This is a genomic window from Pseudomonas sp. B6001, from assembly GCF_013386015.1.
GTDB lineage: Bacteria > Pseudomonadota > Gammaproteobacteria > Pseudomonadales > Pseudomonadaceae > Aquipseudomonas.
Window position 1 is genome coordinate 129,185 of sequence record NZ_JACAOX010000008.1, and the last position, 22,620, is coordinate 151,804.

General features: G+C 62.3%; 18 protein-coding genes. 14 read left to right on the forward strand and 4 right to left on the reverse strand.

The features are described from left to right. The first annotated feature begins 77 nt into the window (after nucleotides 1-77). From HX821_RS10730 to HX821_RS10740, 3 genes are all read left to right on the forward strand, one after another. Nucleotides 78-704, forward strand: coding sequence for a response regulator transcription factor (locus HX821_RS10730; RefSeq protein WP_003211560.1), 627 nt, complete (start codon nucleotides 78-80; stop codon nucleotides 702-704). Nucleotide 705: 1 nt separating this feature from the next. Continuing rightward, complete coding sequence (locus HX821_RS10735) at nucleotides 706-4,341, forward strand: transporter substrate-binding domain-containing protein (protein WP_177035725.1); 3,636 nt, start codon at nucleotides 706-708, stop codon at nucleotides 4,339-4,341. 135 nt (nucleotides 4,342-4,476) lie between these two features. After that, nucleotides 4,477-4,908 (forward strand): chemotaxis protein CheY, encoded by a 432-nt coding sequence (locus HX821_RS10740; RefSeq protein ID WP_177009742.1) that lies wholly within the window; start codon nucleotides 4,477-4,479, stop codon nucleotides 4,906-4,908. Here the strand turns inward: HX821_RS10740 and dkgB are convergent. The 4 genes from dkgB to HX821_RS10760 all read right to left on the reverse strand — a co-directional run bounded on the left by dkgB (nucleotide 4,905) and on the right by HX821_RS10760 (nucleotide 11,237). Beyond that, nucleotides 4,905-5,708, reverse strand: a complete 804-nt coding sequence (gene dkgB, locus HX821_RS10745) for a 2,5-didehydrogluconate reductase DkgB (RefSeq protein WP_003211554.1) — start codon at nucleotides 5,706-5,708, stop codon at nucleotides 4,905-4,907. The two genes, HX821_RS10740 and dkgB, sit on opposite strands and share 4 nt — an antisense overlap. 293 nt (nucleotides 5,709-6,001) lie before the next feature. After that, nucleotides 6,002-7,612, reverse strand: a complete 1,611-nt coding sequence (locus HX821_RS10750) for a hypothetical protein (RefSeq protein ID WP_177021669.1) — start codon at nucleotides 7,610-7,612, stop codon at nucleotides 6,002-6,004. A 65-nt stretch (nucleotides 7,613-7,677) separates the two neighbouring features. Beyond that, a complete protein-coding gene (locus HX821_RS10755; RefSeq protein WP_102606333.1) occupies nucleotides 7,678-9,414 on the reverse strand; it encodes a hypothetical protein in 1,737 nt (578 codons plus the stop codon). Next, the gene (locus tag HX821_RS10760) at nucleotides 9,411-11,237 is read right to left on the reverse strand and encodes a tyrosinase family protein (protein ID WP_177035726.1); all 1,827 of its coding nucleotides are present in this window, start codon (nucleotides 11,235-11,237) and stop codon (nucleotides 9,411-9,413) included. Before HX821_RS10760 ends, HX821_RS10755 begins: the two co-directional genes overlap by 4 nt. Nucleotides 11,238-11,396: 159 nt before the next feature. Between HX821_RS10760 and HX821_RS10765 the strand changes: the two genes are divergently transcribed. From HX821_RS10765 to HX821_RS10815, 11 genes are all read left to right on the forward strand, one after another. Continuing rightward, the gene (locus tag HX821_RS10765; protein ID WP_032899475.1) at nucleotides 11,397-11,861 is read left to right on the forward strand and encodes an Lrp/AsnC family transcriptional regulator; all 465 of its coding nucleotides are present in this window, start codon (nucleotides 11,397-11,399) and stop codon (nucleotides 11,859-11,861) included. A gap of 519 nt (nucleotides 11,862-12,380) precedes the next feature. Next, entirely contained in the window at nucleotides 12,381-12,974 is a 594-nt protein-coding gene (locus tag HX821_RS10770; protein ID WP_087694077.1) for a transposase, read from the forward strand. A gap of 59 nt (nucleotides 12,975-13,033) precedes the next feature. Continuing rightward, nucleotides 13,034-14,632 carry a ShlB/FhaC/HecB family hemolysin secretion/activation protein gene (locus tag HX821_RS10775; RefSeq protein ID WP_008430334.1) on the forward strand — a complete coding sequence of 533 codons (1,599 nt, stop codon included), beginning with the start codon at nucleotides 13,034-13,036 and terminating at the stop codon, nucleotides 14,630-14,632. Nucleotides 14,633-14,656: 24 nt separating this feature from the next. Beyond that, the gene (locus HX821_RS10780) at nucleotides 14,657-16,456 is read left to right on the forward strand and encodes a DUF2341 domain-containing protein (protein ID WP_177035727.1); all 1,800 of its coding nucleotides are present in this window, start codon (nucleotides 14,657-14,659) and stop codon (nucleotides 16,454-16,456) included. 11 nt (nucleotides 16,457-16,467) lie between these two features. Beyond that, nucleotides 16,468-16,893, forward strand: coding sequence for a biopolymer transporter ExbD (locus tag HX821_RS10785; protein ID WP_003211540.1), 426 nt, complete (start codon nucleotides 16,468-16,470; stop codon nucleotides 16,891-16,893). A 3-nt stretch (nucleotides 16,894-16,896) separates the two neighbouring features. Continuing rightward, nucleotides 16,897-17,604 (forward strand): energy transducer TonB, encoded by a 708-nt coding sequence (locus HX821_RS10790; RefSeq protein ID WP_177035728.1) that lies wholly within the window; start codon nucleotides 16,897-16,899, stop codon nucleotides 17,602-17,604. A gap of 41 nt (nucleotides 17,605-17,645) precedes the next feature. Then, nucleotides 17,646-19,346 (forward strand): putative porin, encoded by a 1,701-nt coding sequence (locus HX821_RS10795; RefSeq protein WP_177035729.1) that lies wholly within the window; start codon nucleotides 17,646-17,648, stop codon nucleotides 19,344-19,346. Between the two features lie 17 nt (nucleotides 19,347-19,363). After that, nucleotides 19,364-19,990 carry a DNA repair protein gene (locus HX821_RS10800; protein ID WP_177035730.1) on the forward strand — a complete coding sequence of 209 codons (627 nt, stop codon included), beginning with the start codon at nucleotides 19,364-19,366 and terminating at the stop codon, nucleotides 19,988-19,990. Nucleotides 19,991-20,010: 20 nt separating this feature from the next. Continuing rightward, entirely contained in the window at nucleotides 20,011-20,499 is a 489-nt protein-coding gene (locus HX821_RS10805) for a YbjN domain-containing protein (RefSeq protein ID WP_087694073.1), read from the forward strand. After that, a complete protein-coding gene (locus HX821_RS10810) occupies nucleotides 20,496-21,431 on the forward strand; it encodes a peptidylprolyl isomerase (protein ID WP_177035731.1) in 936 nt (311 codons plus the stop codon). The genes HX821_RS10805 and HX821_RS10810 overlap by 4 nt, the downstream gene beginning before the upstream one ends. 51 nt (nucleotides 21,432-21,482) lie before the next feature. Beyond that, entirely contained in the window at nucleotides 21,483-22,460 is a 978-nt protein-coding gene (locus tag HX821_RS10815) for a LysR family transcriptional regulator (RefSeq protein WP_003211527.1), read from the forward strand. Nucleotides 22,461-22,620: the final 160 nt, after the last annotated feature.

The following is a 22,620-nucleotide window of genomic DNA, read 5'->3' on the forward strand; positions in this document are numbered from 1 at the left end:
GTCGGAACTGTCATTTCTCACAGGTAGATAGGTCCCGTGTGATGTGTAACGGTACTGAATCCTCCCAGGGGAGCCTTATGAGCAAAGCTTTAATCGTGGATGACCATCCATTTATCCGCGCAACCGTCCGCTACTTGCTGAAGCAGGAAGGCTTCGACACGATCTTCGAGGCCGGCAACGGCGCCGATGCCATGCAGATTGCCCGGGAGGAACGCCCCGAACTGATCATCCTCGACCTGGCGATGCCGAAGCTGGGTGGCCTGGAGGTGATCAGCCGGATCAAGGCGCTTGGCCTGCCGTGCAAGATCCTGGTGCTGACGTCCTACCTGGCGGTGTTTTTTTCCACCCGCTGCATGCGTGCAGGCGCGATGGGGTTTGTCGCCAAGACCGGCGAGCTGGATGAGCTGCAAAAAGCGATCAAGGCCGTAATGTCCAACTACAGCTGCTTTCCGAGCCTGCCCACCAGCTCGGTGCGCCGCGACGATTTGCAATCCACCGAGCAGGACCTGGTGGCAGAGCTTTCCGACCGCGAGCTGACCGTACTGCAGAAGCTGGCGCTGGGGTTGGGTAACAAGGAAATTGCCGAGGACATGTTGCTCAGCCACAAGACCATCAGCACTTATAAAACCCGACTGAAGGAGAAGCTGCGGATGTCGTCGGTGGTGCATTTGTCCAAGTTCGCCCAGCGCAATCATCTGATCTGAAATGATCAACTTTCGGGTCTTGTGGCTCAGCGCAAGTGTGCTGCTGGGCGCGCTCTGCACACAAGGCCTGGCGCTTGGCGAGCCGCGCACCCTGTATCTGTTGGGGCATTCCGTCATTGAAACGCCCGCCGTACGGCTGCATGAAACGCAGTGGAGCTGGCTGCGCGAACGGCGCCGGTTGTTGATGGGCATCTCTGGGCCCGACTACGCACCATTCGAGTTGAGCACCAGCGATGAACTCGAGGGGATTACGGCGGATTACGCGTCGCTGATCGCCGATGCGCTGAACATCACGATAGAAGTGCGCCGCTACGACAATCGCGATGAAGTCATCACCGCGCTCAAGCGTGGCGAGGTGGATTTTGTGGGATCTGCCAACGGCTACGAGGCGGCAGACCCGCAGCTGGTACTCTCGCGCTCCTATGCCATGGATCAACCGACCCTGGTCACCCGCACGGGTGACAGCCAGGGCCTGAGCAGCGACCTGGCCGATAAACGTGTGGCGATGTTTTATCACTACATGCAGCCTGACGCGGTGCAGGCGTTTTACCCCAATGCCCGGATCCAGCTGTTCCCTTCAACTTTCGAGGCCATCGGAGCGGTTGCGTTCGGCCATGCAGATGTTTACCTCGGCGATGCAATCAGCACCAACTACCTGATCAACAGGAACCACCTGAACAACGTCCGCATGGCCGATTTCTCGTCACTTGAGGTCAATCCCTTCGCGTTTGCATTTTCCCGGGACAACGCGCGCTTGCTGTCGATCATCAATGCGGCACTGGCGGTGATCCCGGTCAGCGAGCAGATGGAAATCCTGCGGCGCTGGAGTGCCGGCAACCTGGGGTTCCTGGGGGCGGACCGGCTGCGCTTGAGTGCCAGTGAACAGCGTTGGCTGGACAAGAACCCGAGAATCAAGGTCGCGGTACTCGACAAGTTTCTGCCGGTTTCATTTATCGACAAGCAGGGCGCGTTCGAAGGGTTGAGCGCCGAGGTGCTGGCCCGCATCAGCTTGCGCACGGGATTGAAGTTTGACTTCATTCCCGGCACCTCGATGCTCCGGCAAATCGACAGGGTCAACACCGGTGGTGCAGACATGATCGCGGTGGTCACCCCCAGCGTCGAGCGCACGGACAAGGTACGCATTACCCGGCCTTACCTGACCAATCCGTTTGTGTTGGTCAGTCGCATTGATGACGGCAGCCCCCTTACCCTGGAAGACATGGCCGGCAAGCGCCTGGCGCTGATTGGCAGCAATAGCCTGCAGGAGGGCATCGCCCAGGACTATCCGAGCATCAAGTTCGTGGACGTCGAGAACCCCGAGCACGGCATGGAGCTGGTGGCCGATGGCGGTGCCGATGCCGCCGTCAATACCTTGATCAGCGCCCGCTACATGATTGCCCGCGAGTACCGTGACCGGTTGCGGATCACCAGCACGGTCGGGTCCGAGCCGGCCCGCATAGCCTTTGGCGTCAACCGCAGCCAACTGGAGTTGTATTCGATCCTCGACAAGGCGCTGCTGAGTATTACGCCCCAGGAAATGGACGAATTGGCTGGCCACTGGCGTAGCGAGGTATTGGTTGAAGACAGCTACTGGGCGCGGCACCGCAATGCGATTATTCAAGGTTTCAGCCTGGCGGCGCTGCTGTTGCTGATCACCCTCGGCTGGGCGATTTATCTGCGTCAGCTGATACGCAAGCGCGTCGAGGCCGAACGGGCGCTGAGTGATCAGATGCGCTTTATGGGCGTGCTGATCGACGGCACACCCCATCCGATTTATGTGCGTGATCGCCTGGGCCGGCTGATGGCGTGCAATAGCGCTTACCTTGATGTGTTCGGTTTCAAGCTGGAGGACGTGACCGGTAAAACCGTGGTCGAGACCGACACCGGCAATCGCCCCCAGGCCGAGTCTTTTCATCAGGATTACCTGCGCTTGATGGAGCGGGGCGAGCCACAGATCCAGGACCGCGTGCTCAAGGTGCCGGGCGGTGCGGTCCTGACCATCTACCACTGGATGCTGCCGTACCGCGACGGTAATGAGCAGGTGGTGGGCATGATCGCCGGCTGGGTGGATGTCAGCGAAAGGCAGCAACTGCTCGGCCAGTTGCAGGAGGCCAAGGAGGATGCCGACGCGGCCAACCGCGCCAAGACCACGTTTCTCGCGACCATGAGCCATGAAATCCGCACGCCCATGAACGCCGTGATCGGCATGATCGAACTGGCCCTGAAAGCCGCCGAGCAGAACCGGGCCGACCGCGATGCGCTGGAGGTGGCCGCCGATGCGTCGCGGGGCATGCTGGAATTGATCGGCGATATCCTCGATATCGCGCGTATAGAATCGGGCCACCTGTCCCTGACCCTCGAGCCTTCGAACCTGCACGAGTTGCTGGCGTCGGTGGCGCGGGTTTTCGAGGGGCTGGCGCGGGCCAGGGGCCTGGTACTGCAGGTGGAGCTCGACCCGCTGATTGATCGGTACGTGCTGGTGGACCCGATGCGCTTCAAGCAAGTGGTGTCGAACCTTTTGAGCAACGCGATCAAGTTCACCCCTCACGGCCGGGTGCGGCTTGGCGCGTCCGGCTCGTCGGCGATTGCCAGCGGCTACTTGAACCTCAGGCTGTGGGTGGAAGACACCGGCATTGGCATCAGTGTCGAAGACCAGAAGCGCCTGTTCAACCCGTTTATCCAGGGCAGCAACACTGCGCAATCGGCGCGCAGCGGTTCGGGCCTGGGCCTGGTCATCAGCCGCAACCTGTGCGAGATGATGGGGGGACAATTGCAATTGAGCAGCCTGCTGGGGCAGGGCACTCGGGTGGATGTCACCCTGGAGCTGGCAGTCGCCGACAGCACGCTGATGCCGCCCGTACCGGTTGCCGTGGAAACTCCGCCGGCCCACGCGCTGAACATTCTGGTGGTGGATGACTACCCGGCCAACCGGCTGCTGCTGGCCCGGCAATTGAGCTTCCTGGGGCACCGGATCACCACCGCCGAAGATGGCGTCGAGGGGCTTGAGTTGTGGCTGTCCGGGCATTTTGACGGGGTGATTACCGACTGCAATATGCCGTTCAAGGACGGTTATGAGTTGGCGCGGGATATCCGCACCCTGGAGAGCGAGCGTGGCCTGGCGCCGTGCCTGTTGCTGGGGTTTACCGCCAACGCCCAGCCCGAGGAAGCCGAGCGCTGCCGGCAGGCGGGCATGGATGGCTGCCTGTTCAAACCCACCGGGCTTGAGGATTTGCATGCGGCCCTGGCGCGGCGCACGGCCACACCTTCGGTGGCGCCCGGCACCACGGATGAGCTGGCGGCAGGCTTTGACTTGAGCCACCTTGAGAAACTGACCGGCGGGGATATCGACGCGGTGAAGGAGCTGCTGGCGCCCTTGCTCGACAGCCTTGAGGCAGACCATGGGCAGCTGGTGAACCTGCAACGCAAGGCAGACTTTGCCGGCCTGCATGACCTGGCCCATCGCACCAAGGGCGGGGCAAAGATGGTCAAGGCCCATGCACTGATGGTTTGCTGCGAGGTATTGGAAAGCGTTTGTGAACGTCAGGCCCGCGACGAATTGGCCAGTGCCGTCGATGGCATGGATGAAGCGCTCGCGCACCTGCACCACGCGCTGTCGGGGTATTGCAATCAGACTTGACCGGTGCGGAGGGGCATTGAGCTGTTTGGGACAACTCCTACGTGAAGGTGGAACATGCCTTATTTAGTCTTCGGAATATGTCTGGAAAATAGTGCGTCCAGTCCTTCACGAGCGCTTCTTGCTCAGGTGTTCGCCATGCCAAACAAAGCACTGACCCTCCTGATCGCCGATGAACAGCATCTGCAACGACTGTACATCGAAAAAATGCTCAACCAACTGGGCTACTACCGCATCGTTCCGGTGCAGACGTTCGAAGAAGTGCGGATCCTCACGGCGATTCCGGCCAGGCCGTTCGATGTGCTGATCATCAACGCCGGGCTGGCAGACAGCGACGGCGGGGTGCTGGCCTTCCAGGAACAGCACCCGCAGATTCGCCATGTGCTGGTCTACGATATCCGCGAACCGGGCACGCCGGCCGCCGCACCGACCCTGCTGGTGCGCCTGCCGGGTACCCCGGACAGCATCAACCTTGAACACTTCATGGACATCATCGACCCGCCGTCAGCCACCGACGGGTTGCGGGTGTTGCCGTGGCTGCGGGAGTTGTCCGGCAGCCCTGCGGCTTAGTCCCAGTTCGGCGCGATGCCTTTGGGGCTGGTCAGCCGATGGCCACGCTCCAGGGCGGCGATCTGCGCCATGTCAGCGTCACTCAGGGTCAGGTCCAGAGCCTTGAGGTTGCTGGCCAGGTTGGCGCGCTTGGTCGACGACGGGATCACCGCGTAGCCCAGTTGCATGGCCCACGCCAGGGTCACTTGCGCCGGGGTTGCCTGATGACGTTCGGCGATCTGCTGGATCACCGGGTCCTTCAGCACTTCGCCGTAGGCCAGGGTCATGTAGGAAGTGATCTGGATGCCATGGGCCTTGGCAAACTCCGCCACGGTGCGGTTTTGCAGGTACGGGTGCAGTTCCACCTGGTTGGTCGCGATGTGCTCGGCACCGACGGCGGCAATTGCCTGCTTCATCAGGTCGACGGTGAAGTTGGAAATACCGATCTGGCGGGTCAGGCCCTGGCGCTTGGCTTCCAGCAACTGGCCCATGAACTCGGCGACCGGTACCTGGTCTTCCGGCGATGGCCAGTGGATCAGGGTCAGGTCCAGGTAGTCGGTCTGGAGTTTGCGCAGGCTTTCCTTGAGGCTGGGAATCAGCTGGCCTTCGGCGAAGTTGGCGATCCAGATCTTGCTGGTGATGAACAGCTCGTCCCTTGGGATGCCGCTGTCGGCGATGGCCTGGCCGACGTCGGCTTCGTTTTCGTAGATTTGTGCGGTGTCGATGACGCGATAGCCCAGCTCCAGGCCGGTGCTGACGGAGTCGATGACGACCTGGCCTTGCAGGCGGAACGTGCCGAGGCCGAATGCGGGAATGGACATGAGTGACTCCTGAAGTGGTGTGAACAATGGAGTCGAGTATCGGCCTCTCGTTCCTTCGGAAAAACCGCTGAATCCGAAAAGGACTCTTTACCAAAAGTCATGAGTGGCCGGCGGATGGCCATACCATATCCCTCGAGAGCGGTCTTACCGGGTAGATGCGGGGGGCTGTCGGACATTTCGGGCGTTACTTGATAAGGGGCGCCTCTTTTAACCAGCAGGAGCTAGCGCAAGGACCAAATGCTCAAGGCCTTACAGCACCGAGAAACCTTGAGCAGCGGTCTGAACAGTCGAGTTCAGGGTGAACCGTCCTTGAGGGTCTGGAAGGCTTTTACGCGCTTGACCAGGCTTTTCTTGCTGGCCGAATCGGCACTGTTGAACAGGAACGAAAAGTCCGAGGCCAGGGTCGAGCTGCCGGCGATGGTCGCGTACTGATGACAGGCATTGCAGTTATCGCCCTGGACGTAGGTCTCCAGGGTGGTGTTGGCCACCGGTACGTTGCCCTGGCTGATAAATGGCCCGTAGGACAGCGGCACCTGCGCACTGACACCCGGTTCCGGCTGGGTGGGCGGGTTGGGGGTGAGGGTCCAGAGTACGTTGATCAGTTTGTAGTACTGGAACACCGACTTGCCCTGGCTCTGCTGGGCAAAATTGGCCTGCACCGCGCCGTTAAGCGCCTGCAGTTCAGTGGGCAGCGGATGTTCCCGGGTGGTCTGCACGGGTTGGTCCCGTGGAAACGGCTCGGTGCAGTCGCGGTCCGGATGCTGCTGCTTGCACTGGATACGCGCAACGTTCGGCGTGCATTCGGGGCCGGTGCCGCAGTTCGGGTTGTTGAAGGCAAAGCTGTCGGGCGGCGTTTGTTGTGGCGGCACCTGGTTGGGTTCCGGCACGTTGTCCACTTGCTCGAAGGTGGTCCAGATGAAGTTGGGCGAGGCCTGGGTCTTGTTGATGATATGCAGGCCCACCAGGCCCACCACCTGCTGGGTGCACTGCAAGGTGGCCGGGTTTTTGAGCCAGGCGACGGTGGTCAGGTAACGTCCGTAGAGCTCGGGTTTGCCGGTGAGGATTCGCCATGCTGCCTTGACCTCCAGAGCTCCCAGTTGCTCCTGCGGCACCGGGTTGGGCGGCAGCGAGCGCATGGGTTCACCGATGGGCAAGGACAGCCCGCCGGGGTTCTGGTTGTCGAGGTTCTGCGCGACTTTCAGCTGGTTGGCCGCGTCGTACAGCCCTTTGCTGACGATGTAGTCGAACTCGGCCTTGCCCACCTTGCGTTCAAAAAACACCAGGTTCTGCGACTGGTCTGTCAGCCAGCCGCCGGAGGCTTCCATGATCGGGTCCGGAATCGAGGCCAGGGTGCCGCTGGACAGGTGAAACCCATGCCGCGCGTTGATCGCGCTTTCGGAGGTGGCGGTCATGAACTTGCGCGCTCCCACCGACATCGCCCTGAGGCTGCCCTGGGTGCTGCAATTGGACGGCACCAGGGTTTGCACGCCCCAGCCGGTGGGCGCGGGCGCGCCGGGCAGGAAGATATCGTTGGCGTCCTTGTAGCTGGCCCATACCGGCGCCACGCTCATCGGCTGCCCGGAGGCAGTCGGTACGCCGAATTGCGCCAGGGTACTGTTCATGTCCGGCTCCCCCGCGAGGGCAGGTGTGGCTGGCCAACCGGGATTCACCGGCCAGTTCAGGGCAATGAACAACTGCCAGCCAAAGCAATTCATGAAGCTCTGGCCGGTGGCGTTGAAGTTGTTGATCGGCAGGAAGCCGCCGCTTTTCGGGTTGAACACCAACTGTTGCTGCACGCAAGCGTCGGCGTCGGAAGTGGGGGATGCGTAGGCGGCCTGCATGGCGAACAGGCTCAGCACCACACTGGTCAGCAGCGATAAAACACTCAAGCGTAACCTGGACATCATCGCGCTCCTTGCAAGCAGGTAAAGCCGCACCCTGGGTGGGTGCGGCTGATGGGCTGTATCAGTCAGGCGCCAGGCACCAGCGCCAATCCGGATTCCCATGGGTGTTCCGCCGCGCTGGGGTTATCGGCTTCGCCCGGGTTGAGGGCGCGCACTGTCACCAGCCCCGGTGCGGCAGTGGGGCTTACGGTGATGGTCAGCAGGTAGCCCTGGGTGCCACCGGAGTTGGTTTGCCCGGGGATGGCCGAGGCATCCGGCAGGAACTTTGTGACCTGCGCCGTCACCCCGGGATTGGAGAATTGCACCCGCGCCGTCTCGGCGGTGGTCTTGAGGTCGGCGCCTTGCACCACCAGGGCAAACTGCCCGCTGGTGCCGGGTGCCAGCCAGGCCGGCAGGTCGGTGGGTGACTGCCCGTAGAACAGGTCCAGCGGCAGCAGCTGTACCGGCCAGGGTTGCACGCCGTTGACCCGGTCCGTCACGCACGGGCAGGAATCCGGCGTCGGGCTGATGGGCGTGGTTGTCACACTCAGGCCCACCAGCAACTGCTGGGCAATCACCCACACGTAGTCGATCGGCTGGCCGCTGATGGTGATGTCGTTGATCGAGAACCCGGCGCTGACCGGCACTTCAAACACCGCTTGCAGAATCTGGTCGGAGCCGTTGGCGGCGGACTTGGCGGTGCCACGGGTGATTTTCCAGTACTGGCTGACGTCCTGGCCCTGGGGGCCTTTCCACGCCGAGAAGTCGGTGGGTTGTTGCAGGTACAGGCCGATGGGGTTGGTCAGCGACAGCCGGTTGTTCACTGCCACGCTGTTGGCCGAGAAACCGATATGCGGATCGGAGTTGCGGTAGTTCTGCCCGTATTGCGCGCAGCAGATCAACGCCTGGGAATTCTGGCTGCTGCTCAATGGCCGCAGGATGGTCGCCGCGGCAGCCAGGTACACCTCGGCGCTCAGGGTGTTGGGGCCGGAGGTCAGGTGCATCGCACCGCCGTACTGGCCAGGCACACAGGCGGTGCCGGCGTTCCATTTGTTGACGGTGTCGTAGGCCGGTTGACCGGTGGTGGGGTCGATGACCGGATCGCCGGCCTTACCGGTCGGGCAGTCGGCGGTGTAGCGCAGGTACAGGTCTTCGAGTTGCACCTGCGGGTCGATGTAGTCGCGATACAGCCCCAGTACAGCAGTCGGATCGATGCGCCACATGGCCAGGAAATACGCCGGGTTTTCGCAAGTGAAGGTGATCTTGCGCATGTTGCCGTCGGCATCGCGCACGATGGACCACTCGCAATATTCGTCAAGCCAGCCACGGGGGCCCGAAGGCGAGAAATCCTTGTACTTGCCTTGCCAGTCGATGCTCGGGCAGCGAGTGACGGGCAGTTGCAGCAGGGTGCCTTGCTTGTTCGGGTCGTAGAGCATGTACAGGGTGTTGTTGATCGTAATCTGGCCGTTGTCGGTCAGCTCCATCACCTGTTGCATGGACATGGCCTTGCCGCCCAACTGTGGAATCACCGCCGTGCCGTTGTTGTAGAAAAACGTCCACAGCCGATTGGGGAAGGGCGCCCAGGTAATCGCCGGCGGCGTGGTGGGGCCGTAGCCTTCCACCAGTGGGTTGTAATAGCCCGAGCGCGGCGCGTCATTGAGGCCCGACCACGGGTTGCCGATGATCGCGGACTGCGTCCAGCCGGTGAGGTCGTTGTTCCAGTCGGTTTCAAACTGCGGCAACTGGTTTTCCAGGCCCAGCTTGTTGTAGTCCTTGGGAGCTTGCCCGGCGGGAGAGGTGAATTGTTTGAAGGGTGTGCTCATGTCGATTCTCCAGGTGTTGTTGTGGTGGAAACGGAGCAGCAACCGGCACTGGGAGCAGGGCCGGCGACGGTTTGGCGCGGGTCGTCCCACACCAGTTGGGCGATAAAGCCAGGCAGCGGCGCGTACTCCTGCGGCGTCAACACCCGGGCACTATCGAGATGGGTCACCACCACGGATAACTGCGTGGTGTCAGTGGGGCGAAGGTTCAATGCGGCAGCAGTGCGCGCGGCATTCAGCGCGCGTGACACGCCATGGGTGATGCAGCGGCCCTTGTCATCCACCAGGCCCATGCCGATGCGACTGAAGCGCCCGACATAGTGCGGATTGTCGGCGCTCACCTGCTGCGGCGTGGCGTCGGGCTGGTTGAGGAATACGTCGATCAGGTAGGTGTCGTGGGTGCAGCGCACATGGTCGAACACCACCCACGGGCCCAGGCTTGCGGTTTGTTCCTGCGCTTGCATCGGCGTCGAACTTTGCTGGCAGCAGGCTTTTGCGGGCGGGCGGCGGGTGCCAAAGGGCGGTGCGACGGGCACACCGTAGTCATAGCCGATATGCCGACTGTCCTGGGCCATGTCCCCCAGGGTGGTGTAGCGCCAGGCGTCGGCACTGGTGAAGGTGACATCGTCGGCCTCGCTGCCGGCAAACGGCTGGAGCAGGCACTGGGTGGTGTACTGCGCTGCCGGGTGGGCGCGGATCCAGACCTCCAGCATCCGGTCGATATTGGCGTGGTAGGAGCTGAACACCGGGTCGAACGCGGTGTAGGCGTTGTCGGCCATGTCGCCGCCGATCCAGCCGTGATAGTTGTCGTGGGGCTGCTCGTAGAGCCCGTCGAAATTCAGCGCACGGTTGGGGTACAGGTCATCTTCCTGGGGGGGATCAAACACCGGGATGTTCGCCCAGGGATAACCTGGCACGCCCTGGGGCTGGCTGAAGGTGTTGAACTTCAGGGCATCGACCACCTGTTGCTGGAAAATCCGGCTCATACCGTACAACTGGGTGCGTTCGACGCGCTGCGTCTCGCCCTGGGTGTAGAACAGCGGGTTGCGTTGCACGAAGCGGCAGTCCACACCGGGTACCCTGGCTTTTTCACAGACCTTCGAACAACCGTCCTTGGCAGCGGCGTAGCGCAACGGATTAGGGCGAACCTCGCCGGTGTGCGGGTGCACGTAGGTTTCATCGAGAAACGCCTGGGGCAAGCCGGCCTGGGGGCTGCCGTCGACACTGGCGTCTTCGGCCATCCAGTCCCAGTAGGGGATGGGGCAGTCGATCAGCGCTTCCAGGTACAGCAGATAGGCCCGGTGCCACAGGGCAAACGCTTCCTGGTAATGCAGGCACCAGTTGGTGTGGATATAGGCGTAACGCTGCCAAGGGGAGCCGCTGTCGGCGTTGGCCACCTGCATTACGTCATCGAGGCGTGAGCGGTACAGGTTCAGTTGTTCCTGTGTCAGTGCGCGAATGTCCTGGCGCACGCGTTTGACCGGGTGAGGCAGGTCGGGTGGGGGGATGCGTTCTGCCTCGTCGAACGGTGAGGCGGGAGTGAGGCGCCAGCCCTGGTTGACCCACAGCCTGAAGGTTTCCAGCGCGTCGATGGGCCAGAACTGCTGCTGGTCGAGGGTCAGCGGCATGCTGCGGGAGGCCAGGTGCTGGTAGATGGTTTCGGACCAGGTCTTGACGGAGGCGGGGTCTTCGAGGAATACGAAGTAGGCGTTCATGCAGCCCACCCAGGAGGCGGCGACGGCGGCGCGTTGCTCTTGGGGGATCCAGTAGGGGGCGCTGAATAGGCCGTGGATATCGGTGGCCCATGTCGGTTTCGCGACTATCATAAGATCCCTCTCATGCGGCCCCGATGCCTGATTTGGCTGGGCTGCTAAGCTGGATTGATGTTAGTGCGCCACCGCGCAGGATTTGTGCAAATTGGTGGGTGTTTACGGTGGATTCATTGCAGTTTTTTCAAGGAAGATATGGAAAAAATGACAGATGCCATGGATTTGAAGATTCTGGGGAAATTGCAAAGGGATTGCAGTCAGAGTCTGGAGTTGTTGAGTGACAGTGTCGGGCTGTCTTCAACCAGTTGTTACCGGCGTATCAGGCGGTTGGAGAGTGTCGGGATCATCAAGGCCAAGGTGGCGGTGCTGGATGAGCGCAAGCTTGGGATTCAGGTTACGGCGTTCTTCCTGATCAAGCTTGATAGGGACAGCAATGATATCGACCGCAAGATGCAGCATATCCTGGCGAGTCATCCGGAGATTCAGGACTGTTATCTGCTGACCGGGGAGTTTGATTTTGTGATGGTGGCGAAGTTTCGGGATGCTACTGAGTACACTGATTATATCTATCGGTTTTTAGAGATTTATCGGGATATTCCGATTCGTACTTATTCGTCTACTTTGGTGGTGCGGACGGTTAAGAAGTCTTATGAACTGCCGTTGCCGGGGTCTTTGGTTTGAGTACATATCCGTTTCTTCGGTAACGGCCGCTTATGGTTCCGCTCTTACAGCGGGTCACTTTTGGCAAACGCCCGGAATGCCGGCCCAGCCAAAAGTAACCAAAAGGTCTTTGCCCCACCACTCGGTGCCTCGCCTAGGCTCGGCATGCCCGCACTCCGTGGTTCTGCTTTTCTGTGGGAGCTGGCTTGCCTGCGATGCAGGCAACTCGGTTTTTCAGATACACCGAGGCGATGCCATCGCAGGCAAGCCAGCTCCCACATTTGAACCGTGCCCGCTTTAACTTTTGATTTTGCTTCACAACACTCCAAAAGTGAGCCGCTGTAAGAGCGGAACCAATACCAGCCCTGACCGCAGCAACGGATATGCCCACCTCACCCCGCCCCAAAAAAGAAGCTTTTATGACAAAAGTTCGGTAGTCCCCAGCGACCCCCGTCTTGGCTATGTAACGCGCTCAACACCGCCAAAAAAGGCGACGTCAGAGCCGCAAGCAGGATGCCAGGAGTGGGGCGAATGGGAACTATGGAACGTTACTCGAAAGTCGGCATGCAGGAGCTCGACCAGCGCCTGTCAAAGATCGTCGAAGCCGCACGCAAAAAACCGGTCTCGGTCTACCGCTATGGCGCACCGTGGGTATGGATCGTCTCCCAGGACGACTGGCAAGGCGCGCTCAAGGAAGTCTCCAGCTACATCCCCGCAGGCCATTCACTGGTCTTGCTGCGCCCGCAGATCGACGACATCCTCGACCTCCACCGCGACCTGCTCCAGGCCCAACCCGGCACCCAGATCGCCCCCCAGACCGTCTTGCAGATCCTGCTGCTGCAACTCCTGTACTCAGTCCCCAACGAACAGCAACTGCACGAACAACTCAACTACAACCTGCTGTTCCGCTGGTTCGTCGGCCTCGACCTGAACCAGAAAGTCTGGGGCATCAACCTCCTGCAACGCGACATCGCCACGTTCCTGAACAACCCGCAGGCGGTGCAGTTGATCCAGAAAATCATCGGTGAAGTGTTCTGTGGCGCCTTGCTGCACATGCCGGAGTTCTCCCTGAACTTCGCCCTGCTGCACACCTGGCTCGCCCGGCACGGCAACACCTCGATATCCAGCAATTGAACAGGCCAAACGCCGGGCAAACGGCGACGGCAATCATCTTGAGTAAACCAGGGGGCGGTGTGGAGCATCTGTTCAAATCAACGCTGGCGCTGTGCTGGCTGACGCTGGGTGCATTGGCGCAACCGCTACAGGCCGAAGAGCAGGGCACCCAGCCCGAGCCTCCGGCACGGCTGGTGGACGTCAACGAGTACTTCGTGCGCGGCAACACCGTGCTCGACGCTCGTGCGATCGAAGAGGCGGTGTACCCGTTTCTCGGCCCGCAAAAGACCCTCGCCGACATCGAAGGCGCCCGGGATGCCTTGCAGAAGATCTATCAGGCACGCGGCTATCAGTCGGTGTTCGTCGAACTGCCGGAGCAGAAGGTCGATGACGGAATCGTCTACCTGCAGGTCAGCGAAACCAAGGTCGGGCGCGTCCGCGTGGTAGGCGCCAAGCACTATTCGCCGGTGGAAATCCGCGACGAAGTACCCGGCTTGAAGGAGGGCGCGGTTCCGGATTTCACCAGCGTGCAAACCCAACTCGCCGGCCTTAATCGCAGCGCCGGGCGGCAGGTCACGCCGCTGGTCCGCGAAGGCCAGCGCCCCGGCACCATGGACGTCGACCTGCAGGTGGAAGACCAGAACCCCTGGCACGCCAGCCTCGGCCTGAACAATGACTACAGCGCCGACACCAAGGAGCTGCGCAGCGTCGCGACCCTGGGTTACGACAACCTCTGGCAACTGGGCCACAGCATTTCCCTGACCTACTTCACCGCGCCCCAGGATAGCGACAACGCCAAGGTCTGGTCGGGCTCCTACACCGCGCCGCTGACTGATCGCTGGAGCCTGCAGTTCTCCGGTTATCAGTCCGACAGCAACATCGCCACCATCGGCGGCAGCAACGTGTTGGGCAAGGGCCATTCCTACGGCGTGTCGGCGATCTACAGCCTGCCGGCCAGTGGCAATTGGGCCAATTCGTTCTCTGCCGGGGTCGACTTCAAGGACTTCAAGGAGCAGATGAAGTTTGGCGGCAGCACGGACGATATCCCGCTGAAGTACGCACCGCTGACCTTCGGCTACAACGGCTACCGCTACACCGAGCAGTCGCAATTGGGGCTGGGCTTGAGCCTGGTGGTGGGTACCCGCGCGTTCTTCGGCTACGGCAGCGACGCCGAGGAGTTCCAGTACAAGCGTGACAAGGCCAGCCCGAGTTTTGCGGTGCTCAAGGGTGACCTGAATTACACCTACACCTTCGGCAACGACTGGCAGTCGGCGTCCAAGGCCGGCTTCCAGCTGGCCTCGGGGCCGCTGGTGTCCAACGAGCAATATTCCGCTGGCGGCGCTACGTCGGTACGCGGGTATCTCGCCGCCGAGCGCACCGGCGACGAAGGCTACCTGTTGTCCCAGGAGCTGCGCACGCCGTCCCTGGCCAAGTTCCTCGGCAGCTACGTGCAGGAGTGGCGCTTCTATGCGTTTGCCGAAGGCGCACGCCTGCGCCTGCATGACCCGCTGCCCGAGCAGGAAGACGAATACAGCCTGGCCAGTGTCGGCCTCGGCACCCGCGCCAGTTTGAGCAAGTGGTTGTCCGGCAGCCTGGATTGGGGCTACCCGCTGCTTGAAGGCCCAAATACCCAGAAACAGGACTCGCGACTGCACTTCAGTGTGCAGGCGACTTTCTGACCCCTTTTTTCGGAGACTCCTGACATGCAACGCCTATTTCTGAGCCTGTTGATCTGCCTGGGCTTCGCGCTCCCGGCCACCGCCCATGCCTGGTGGCAGGACGATTGGCACTACCGTAAACAGATCACGGTGGACACCACCTCCCAGGGCGCAGCCATCAGCCAGGCCCTGGGCCGCACTGCGTTGCTGGTGCGCCTGCACACCGGCAACTTCACCTTTGACGGGGTCAAGGACGACGGCGCCGACCTGCGCTTTGTCAGCGCCGATGACAAGACCGTGTTCAACCACCAGATCGAAAGCTTCGACCCGCTGATGGGCATGGCGCTGATCTGGGTCGATGTGCCCAAGGTCGAAGGCGGCCAGCGCCAGGACCTGTGGATGTACTACGGCAACCAGAAGGCGCCGGCCACCGCCAACGGCCAGTTGACCTTCGACCCGAACTACACCGCGCTCTACCACTTCGACGGCGCCAACGGCACGCCGCCCCGGGACACCACGGCCTACGGCAACACTGCCGTGAACGCTACCGGTGCGAGCATCGACGGCGTGATCGGCCGGGCCTTGCAGTTCAGTGGCCAGCCGTTGCTGCTGCCAGCCAGCCCGTCGCTGCAACACGCAGCGGGCGGCGCCTTCACTTTCAGCGCCTGGTTGCGGGTCGACCAGGCCAGCGGCGAGCAAGTGGTGGTGGCCCGTCGCGAGGGCGCCCACAGCCTGTTGCTGGGCTTGAACCAGGGGATGCCGTTTATTGAAATCGACGGCCAGCGCGCTGTCTCGACCCAGCCGCTGAACCCCGGCCAATGGCAGCACCTGGCGTTCACCGCCGAGGGCGACAAGGTCTCGCTGTACGTCAACGGCCGTGAGACCGCGACCCTCGCAGTGGCGATGCCGGCGTTCAATTCGCAACTGGCCATCGGTGCCGATTTGCCGGAAGCCGCCGGCGGGCACCTGCCGTTTACCGGGGCCATGGACGAACTGCGCTTGTCCAAGGTCGCGCGCCCGGCAGCCCTGTTGCTGGCCGATGCCACGGCCCAGGGCGCCGAGTCGAAACTGGTGGCCTATGGCGTGGATGAAGAACAGTCGGGCTTCGGCTTCGGCAGCCTGGGGTTCCTGCTCAAGGCGGTGCCGGTGGATGCCTGGGTGATCATCCTGGTGCTGGTGGGGATGATGTTCCAGTCGTGGTTCATCATGCTCCGCAAGAACCGCCAGGTCAGTCGCGTGAGTGCTGCCAACGATATCTTCCGCGAGCAATTCGCACAGATCGGTACGCGCCTGGAGATGTACTACGACGACGCGTTGCTGGCCGAGCGCCTGACCCATTCCTCGCTGTGGCGACTGTACCGGGTCGCGGTCAAGGAAATCCGCACTCGCCGCGCCCAGGGCGCCGACACCTCGTCGGTCTCGGCAGCCACCATCGAAGCCATCCGCTGCTCCATGGACGGCGTGCGCACCCGGGAAAACCAGCAGCTCGGCGCCAAGCTGTCGACCCTCTCCAACGCGATTGCCGGTGGCCCGTATATCGGCCTGCTCGGCACCGTGCTGGGGATCATGGTGGTGTTCCTCGGCACGGCGATGGCCGGCGACGTGAACATCAACGCCATCGCCCCGGGTATGGCGGCGGCCTTGCTGGCCACGGCCATGGGCCTGTTTGTCGCGATCCCCGCGCTGTTTGGCTACAACCGCCTGATTACCCGCAACAAGGAAGTCAGCGCCGACATGCGCGTGTTCGTCGACGAGTTCATCACCCGCCTGGCGGAGATGCACGGCGAGAGCCAGCACAGTGAAGCGGCGCACCGTCGCGACCACCACGCCCACGTCCCGGCCTGAGGAGAATCAGCATGGCTTCCGTGAATGCCTCCCACGACGATGACGATGACGCCCCCGTCGACAGCATCAACATCACGCCCCTGGTGGACGTGCTGATGGTGGTGTTGGTGATGTTTATCCTCACCGCCACCGCCCAGGTCTCGGGGATCCAGATCCACCTGCCCAAGGCCAGTGCTTCGGTATCGCTGTCCGAGGCCAAGACCAAGGCCATCTCGGTGAACGATGGCGGCCAGGTGTTTCTCGACGCTTATCCGGTGACCTTGCCGGAGCTGGAAGAACGCCTGCGCATCGAGAAAGCGCTGAACCCGGACTTCCCGGTGATCGTGCGCGGCGACGCCATGGTGCAGTACCAGAAGGTCATCGAAGTGCTCGACCTGCTGCGTCGCCTGGAGCTGTCCCAGGTCGGGCTGGTCACCGGCAAACCGAGCCAGGGCTGAGTCATGACCGCACAGATGCCGATCGCGCCGACGCCCCTCAAGAACAAGCCGCCATTGCGCCCGCTGAAGTGGGGCATTGGCCTGCTGCTGGGCGCCGTGGCTGCCTGGTTTCTCTGGCAGTGGGCCAATGACATGAGTGGCGTGCGCCGTGAAGCGCCCAAGGTGCCGACGATTATTCCGTTGCCGCCACCGCCACCACCGCCGCCGGAAAAACCCAAGGAACCGGAGCCCGAGGTGCAGGAGAAAGTCCCCGAGCCGGAGCCCACGCCGACCCCGGACGAGGTCAAGCCCGAGGAGGAAGCACCGCCTTCACCGGCGGACGACCTGGCCAACCCGATGCAGATCGACGGCGACGCGCAGTCCGGTACCGACGGTTTCAACATCGGTGCCGGCAAGGGCGGCGGCATGGCCGGTTCCGGTGGTGGCGGGCTCGGTACCGGGACGTTCAAGCAGTACCTGGCCGGGGTGTTCCAGCGCCTGCTGCGGGAAGACCCGGAGCTGCGCAAGAAGGCCTACACGGTGCAGGCCGACCTGTGGCTGAGCGCAGACGGCGAGGTGACGCGCGTGGAGCTCGCCAAGTCCAGCGGCGACGCCGACACCGACGCCCAGGTGCTGGCCGCGTTGCGTGCCACACCGCGGCTGAAGGAACGCACACCCGCCTCAATGACCCTGCCGGTACGCCTGTCCCTCAAGGGCCGGCGCCCGGATTGATCGAACCCTTTTTTGCAGTTTTCTACAGGAGTTGTGTGCTGATGATTTCCCACGTGAATCGATTGACCCTGGCGGTCGGCATGGTCATCGCGACCCTGGTCGGCCAGGCGACGGCCGCCACCGCCGCGCCTTCGGAAAACGCCACGATCAACCTGATCCGCCTGCTGGTGCAGCAAGGTGTGCTCAAGCAGGAACAGGCCGACGGGCTGATCGCCCAGGCTGAAAAGGAAGCCCGGCAGGCACGTCAGGCCAGCACCGCCACGGCAGTAGCGGCAGGTCCAACTGCGGCCCCCGGCGATGTGCGGGTGCAGTACGTGCCGGCCGCGGTGCGCGACCAGATTCGCGACCAGGTCAAGGCCGAGGTCATGGCCACCGCCAAGCAGGAAAACTGGGCCCAGCCCAACACCTTTCCGGAGTGGGTCTCGCGCATCAGCTTCGACGGCGATATTCGCCTGCGGGATGAGTCGCGCTATTTCTCGGGCAACAACAGCAATGAAATCGTCGATTACGCCAAGCTCAACGACAGCGGCCCCTACGACGTGAACAAGAACACCAACACCAAATTGCCGCCGCTGCTCAACACCCGCGAAGACCGCGAGAACCTGTTCCGCCTGCGCGCCCGCCTGGGCATGAAAGCCGTGATCTCGCCGGAATGGACCGCCGGCATCCGCCTCGGCACCGGCAACGACAACAACCCGGTGTCCACCACCCAGACCCTGGGCGGCGGCTTCGGCAAGAAAGACATCTGGCTCGACCAGGGCTACCTCACCTGGAAGACCACCGACTACATGACCCTGACCGCCGGACGTTTTGCCAACCCGTTCTATTCCACCGACATGATGTATTCCGGCGACCTCAACTTCGACGGTGTGGCGGCGATCTTCAACCACAAGCTCAACAGCGACTGGGGCCTGTTCGGCACCCTCGGCGCGTTCCCGGTGGAATACAGCCCCGACACCGCCACCACCAACGGCTTCGACAAGGACGAGAGCGAAAACAAATGGCTGTTCGGCGGGCAGATCGGCGCCGACTGGAAGATCAACCGCAGCAACAGCCTGAAGGGCTCGATGGCCTACTACCACTTCGGCGATATCCAGGGCGAACGCTCCAGCCCTTGCTCGCCGTGGGCCGGCCAGCCGGCGTGCGATACCGATGGCACGCGCCTGGCCTTCATGCAGAAGGGCAACAGCGTGTTCCTGCTGCGAGACATCACCCCCAACCCGGCAACGCCTGGCCTGACCCCGCAACCGCAATTCGTCGGCCTGGCGTCCAAGTTCAACGTGCTGGACCTCAACCTGGCCTGGGACAGCGAGCTGCCGGAAGACCTCAAGCTGCGCAGCCAGACCAACTTCATCCACAACCTGGCCTACGACAAGGGCGAGATGCTCAAGCGCAGCGAAGGCCAGATCGTCAACAACCTCAACCGCGACGGCCAGTTTGAAAGTGGCGGCAATGCGCTGCTGGTGCAGTTCACCCTCGGCAGTGCGCTGGAGATGCGCAAGAAGGGCGATTGGAACGTGCTGGCCGGCTACAAATACATCCAGCCGGATGCCTTGCCGGACGGCTTCAACGACTCCTCGTTCCACCTCGGCGGCACCAACGCCAAGGGCTATTTCATCGGCGCCAACTACGGCCTCGACAAGAACATCTACGCCAGTGCCCGTTGGCTCAGCGCCTCCGAAGTGTATGGCGCGCCGTTTGAAGTGGATGTCATGCAACTGGAACTCAACACGCGCTTCTGATGCGCCGGAGAAAGCTCATGAACACGCGAATTTGCGGCCTGCTTCTACTGCTCGTTACCACCGGCGCTTCGGCTGAGGGTATGGAGGAGCGCCTGCGCACTCAGCTGCGCAGCACCACCCAGCAGTTGCAGGCGCTGCAAAGCGAGCAGGCCCAGGCCAGTGCCGCACGCATCGCCGCCGAAACCCAGGCCAAGCAGGCCCAGGCGCAGGTCAAGCAACTGACCGCCGAACTGGAAAAGACCCGTGGCGTGGCCGAGCAACTGGTGGGCCAGCAACAGAGTCTGCACAGCCAGGCCCAGGCCCAGGTGGCCGCTAGCAATGAGCAGGTGGGCAAGTTCAAGAAAGCCTATGAAGACTTGCTGGTAATCGCCCGGGGCAAAGAAACCGAGCGCGCACGTTTGCAGGCGCAACTCACGGAACGTGACACACAAGTGCAGCAATGTTCAGTCAAGAATCAACAGATGTACGACGTGGCCCAGCAGTTGCTGACGGCCTACGAAAAAATCGACGTGGCCGACGTGATGAGCATCCGCCAACCGTTCGCCAGCAGCACCCGGGTCAAGTTCGAGGAACTCGCCCAGGGTTTTGGTGACGTCCTTTACCTTAATCGGTTCGATGCTCCACAGACCGTCACTAATCATTGATCGACAAGGAAGATACCCCTATGAGCGACGTACAACTGATCACCAGCGTGACCCCGCAAGCCTTGACCGAGCTGCTGCAGGAAGCCGGCTACCGGGTCAACCAGACCGAGCAGAACGGCATCGTGCAATTGCTCAGCGCAAGCCAGGGCATTGGCTTCGCCGTGCGTTTCGGCAACCCGGCGGCAGAGCAGGGCAGCTACGTGGACTTCACCTACAGCTGCGCGCTGCGGGTGCAGGGCGAATTGCCCGAGGGGCTGGCCCAGGTCTGGAACGCTTCCCGACGTTTTGCGCGGTTGTCGTTGCAGGGTGAGTTCCTGCTGATGGAGATGGACGTGGTGGCCGCCGGCGTGGGTGCGCCGTACTTGCGCAATCAGCTGGAATTGTGGGACCGCCTGCTGCAGGAATTCATCGTCTACCTGCGTGAATACAGCCAGCAAGCCGCCCAGCTTCAAGCCCAGGCCGACGCCGCGCCTGCCGTCAATGCCCGTGAAGAGGCGCCTGCCCTGTGAAGAAACCAACCCTGGTGGTCGGCGCTGGCGCCCTGGTGGTGCTGGCGGTCGCGGTGGGGTTGAGCCTGCGGCCGGGCAGTGACCCGGTCGCAGCCCAGCAGCCTGCACCGCTGGCCGTGAAGGGCGGCCCGGCGATGGCACGCCTGGGCAACCAGCAGATCGACCTCGCCGAACTCAAGTCGGTGTTGGCCGCCTTGCCGGTGGAAACCCGCGAGCAGTTGCGTGGCAACCGTGGCGCCCTGGAAACCTGGCTGCGTTCGCGCCTGGCGCAAAAGGCCGTGCTTGAACAGGCCGATGCCCAGGGCTGGCGGCAGCGCCCGGAGGTGGAGCAACAGACCCGCGCCGCCACCGAGCAGATCGTGTTTCGCGACTACATGTTGTCGGTCAGCCAGGTGCCGACGGATTACCCCAGCGCCGCTGAATTGCAGCAAGCCTATGACAGCGGCAAGGCACAATGGGTAACGCCGCCGTTGTACCAGGTCAGCCAGATTTTCCTGGCCGTGAGCGACCCGCAAACCGTCGACAATGTGCGCCGCCAGGCCCAGGAGTTGAGCCGCAAGGCGCAGGCCTCGCCAGGCGAATTTTCCGCCCTGGCCAGCCAGTATTCCCAGGACCCCGACAGCGCCCGGCGCGGTGGCGATTCCGGGATGCAGCCATTGCAGCAATTGGTGCCTGAAATGCGCGGTGTGGTGGCGCGGCTCAAGACGGGCGGGGTGTCGGAGCCGGTGCAGAGTGCGGCGGGTTTTCACGTGCTCAAACTCACTGGGCAACAACCGGCGCGCACCGCCACGCTGGATGAACTGCGTGGCCGCTTGACCGAGGCCTTGCGTGCGCAACGCCAGGAGCAAATTGCCAAGGCCTACCTGGAAGGCATGCTCAATACCGCGACCTTGAGTATCGACGGCGCCGAGCTGAACAAGGTGCTGGAGTAAAACCGTATCACCGCATTGGATGCACAGTACCCACAAGACAGGGAGTCTCCCATGGTATTTGTTGAACCGGCTGTACCCCACGGCGTCGCGCCTTATCGTGCGTCGACCGAATCCCGCGAGGCCTGGCTGGCCCTGGCGGCCGCCATCGAGCCCGAGGTGGCGCAGTATTTCCTGATCAGCGCCCGCTGTGGGTGTTTCATGCAGGCGGCTCGTAGCCTCAACATCAAGGCCACGCAGTTGCGCAAGCGCCTGGCGCAGCTGGAAGAGCAACTGCGGCGTTCGCTGTTCAGCTATCAGGGCAATGTCCTGGCCCTGAGTCGTGAAGGGCAGCAGTTGCAGGCGCAGTTGATTGCCCTGGCGCATGAGCGACGCTTGCCGGTGCTGGAGCAACCGTTGATTCGGCTGGCGGTTGCCGAGTCGATCCTGCATGACATTCTGGGGCGGGACCTGATTGCGCTGTTGCGGCGCAATGCGAGTGTGCGGCTGGAGATCATTTCCATCGACAGCGAGTTGGGGTTGCAGGCGCTGGATGCGGATGTGGTGGTGTGGTTGTCGGGGATGGATTCGCCGGGGGCGGGGCCGAGTTTTGCCATTGGGGCGCCAGAGGTGTTGGCGCGGTTGGATTATTCGCCGCATATTGCCAAGCGGTATTCGCGGTTGGCGGTGCGGCCGGACAGCATTGAAGACCTTGCGGATTATATGTTGGTGCAGTGGCAGCCGGACCGGCAGGTGGAGGCGCTGCGGCCGTGGAATAGCCTGGTGGAGCAGCGGCTGGCGGGGGTGGTGCGGGTGGAAGCGTATCCGCTGATGCTGGAGATGATTCGGTGCAGTGCGTGTATTGGGTTGTTGCCGCGGTATATGAGTTGTTTTGATCGTGGGTTGACGGCGTTGGATGGGGTGTTTCTGGAGGGGATGCAGCGGCAGGTCTGGATGGGGGTGAGTGCTGATGTGCGGCATCCGCTGGAGGTGGGGTGGGTGGTGGAGATGATTCGGAATACGTTTCTTGAGCGGGGGGAGTGGTTTGATTGATTGATTGAGTACATATCCGTTGCTGCGGTAACGGCCACCTATGGTTCCGCTCTTACAGCGGGTCACTTTTGGCAAACGCCCCAAAAGTAACCAAAAAGTCTTTGCCCCACCACTCGGTGCCTCGCCTAGGCTCGGCATGCCCGCACTCCGGCCCGGTTCC

Excerpts from the sequence above, each read along its gene's own strand:
- HX821_RS10730 (WP_003211560.1), top strand. The coding sequence starts at position 78 with ATGAGCAAAGCTTTAATCGTGGATGACCATCCATTTATCCGCGCAACC.
- HX821_RS10735 (WP_177035725.1), top strand. The coding sequence starts at position 706 with ATGATCAACTTTCGGGTCTTGTGGCTCAGCGCAAGTGTGCTGCTGGGC.
- HX821_RS10740 (WP_177009742.1), top strand. The coding sequence starts at position 4,477 with ATGCCAAACAAAGCACTGACCCTCCTGATCGCCGATGAACAGCATCTG.
- dkgB (WP_003211554.1), bottom strand. The coding sequence starts at position 5,708 with ATGTCCATTCCCGCATTCGGCCTCGGCACGTTCCGCCTGCAAGGCCAG.
- HX821_RS10750 (WP_177021669.1), bottom strand. The coding sequence starts at position 7,612 with ATGTCCAGGTTACGCTTGAGTGTTTTATCGCTGCTGACCAGTGTGGTG.
- HX821_RS10755 (WP_102606333.1), bottom strand. The coding sequence starts at position 9,414 with ATGAGCACACCCTTCAAACAATTCACCTCTCCCGCCGGGCAAGCTCCC.
- HX821_RS10760 (WP_177035726.1), bottom strand. The coding sequence starts at position 11,237 with ATGATAGTCGCGAAACCGACATGGGCCACCGATATCCACGGCCTATTC.
- HX821_RS10765 (WP_032899475.1), top strand. The coding sequence starts at position 11,397 with ATGGATTTGAAGATTCTGGGGAAATTGCAAAGGGATTGCAGTCAGAGT.
- HX821_RS10770 (WP_087694077.1), top strand. The coding sequence starts at position 12,381 with ATGGAACGTTACTCGAAAGTCGGCATGCAGGAGCTCGACCAGCGCCTG.
- HX821_RS10780 (WP_177035727.1), top strand. The coding sequence starts at position 14,657 with ATGCAACGCCTATTTCTGAGCCTGTTGATCTGCCTGGGCTTCGCGCTC.
- HX821_RS10785 (WP_003211540.1), top strand. The coding sequence starts at position 16,468 with ATGGCTTCCGTGAATGCCTCCCACGACGATGACGATGACGCCCCCGTC.
- HX821_RS10790 (WP_177035728.1), top strand. The coding sequence starts at position 16,897 with ATGACCGCACAGATGCCGATCGCGCCGACGCCCCTCAAGAACAAGCCG.
- HX821_RS10795 (WP_177035729.1), top strand. The coding sequence starts at position 17,646 with ATGATTTCCCACGTGAATCGATTGACCCTGGCGGTCGGCATGGTCATC.
- HX821_RS10800 (WP_177035730.1), top strand. The coding sequence starts at position 19,364 with ATGAACACGCGAATTTGCGGCCTGCTTCTACTGCTCGTTACCACCGGC.
- HX821_RS10805 (WP_087694073.1), top strand. The coding sequence starts at position 20,011 with ATGAGCGACGTACAACTGATCACCAGCGTGACCCCGCAAGCCTTGACC.
- HX821_RS10815 (WP_003211527.1), top strand. The coding sequence starts at position 21,483 with ATGGTATTTGTTGAACCGGCTGTACCCCACGGCGTCGCGCCTTATCGT.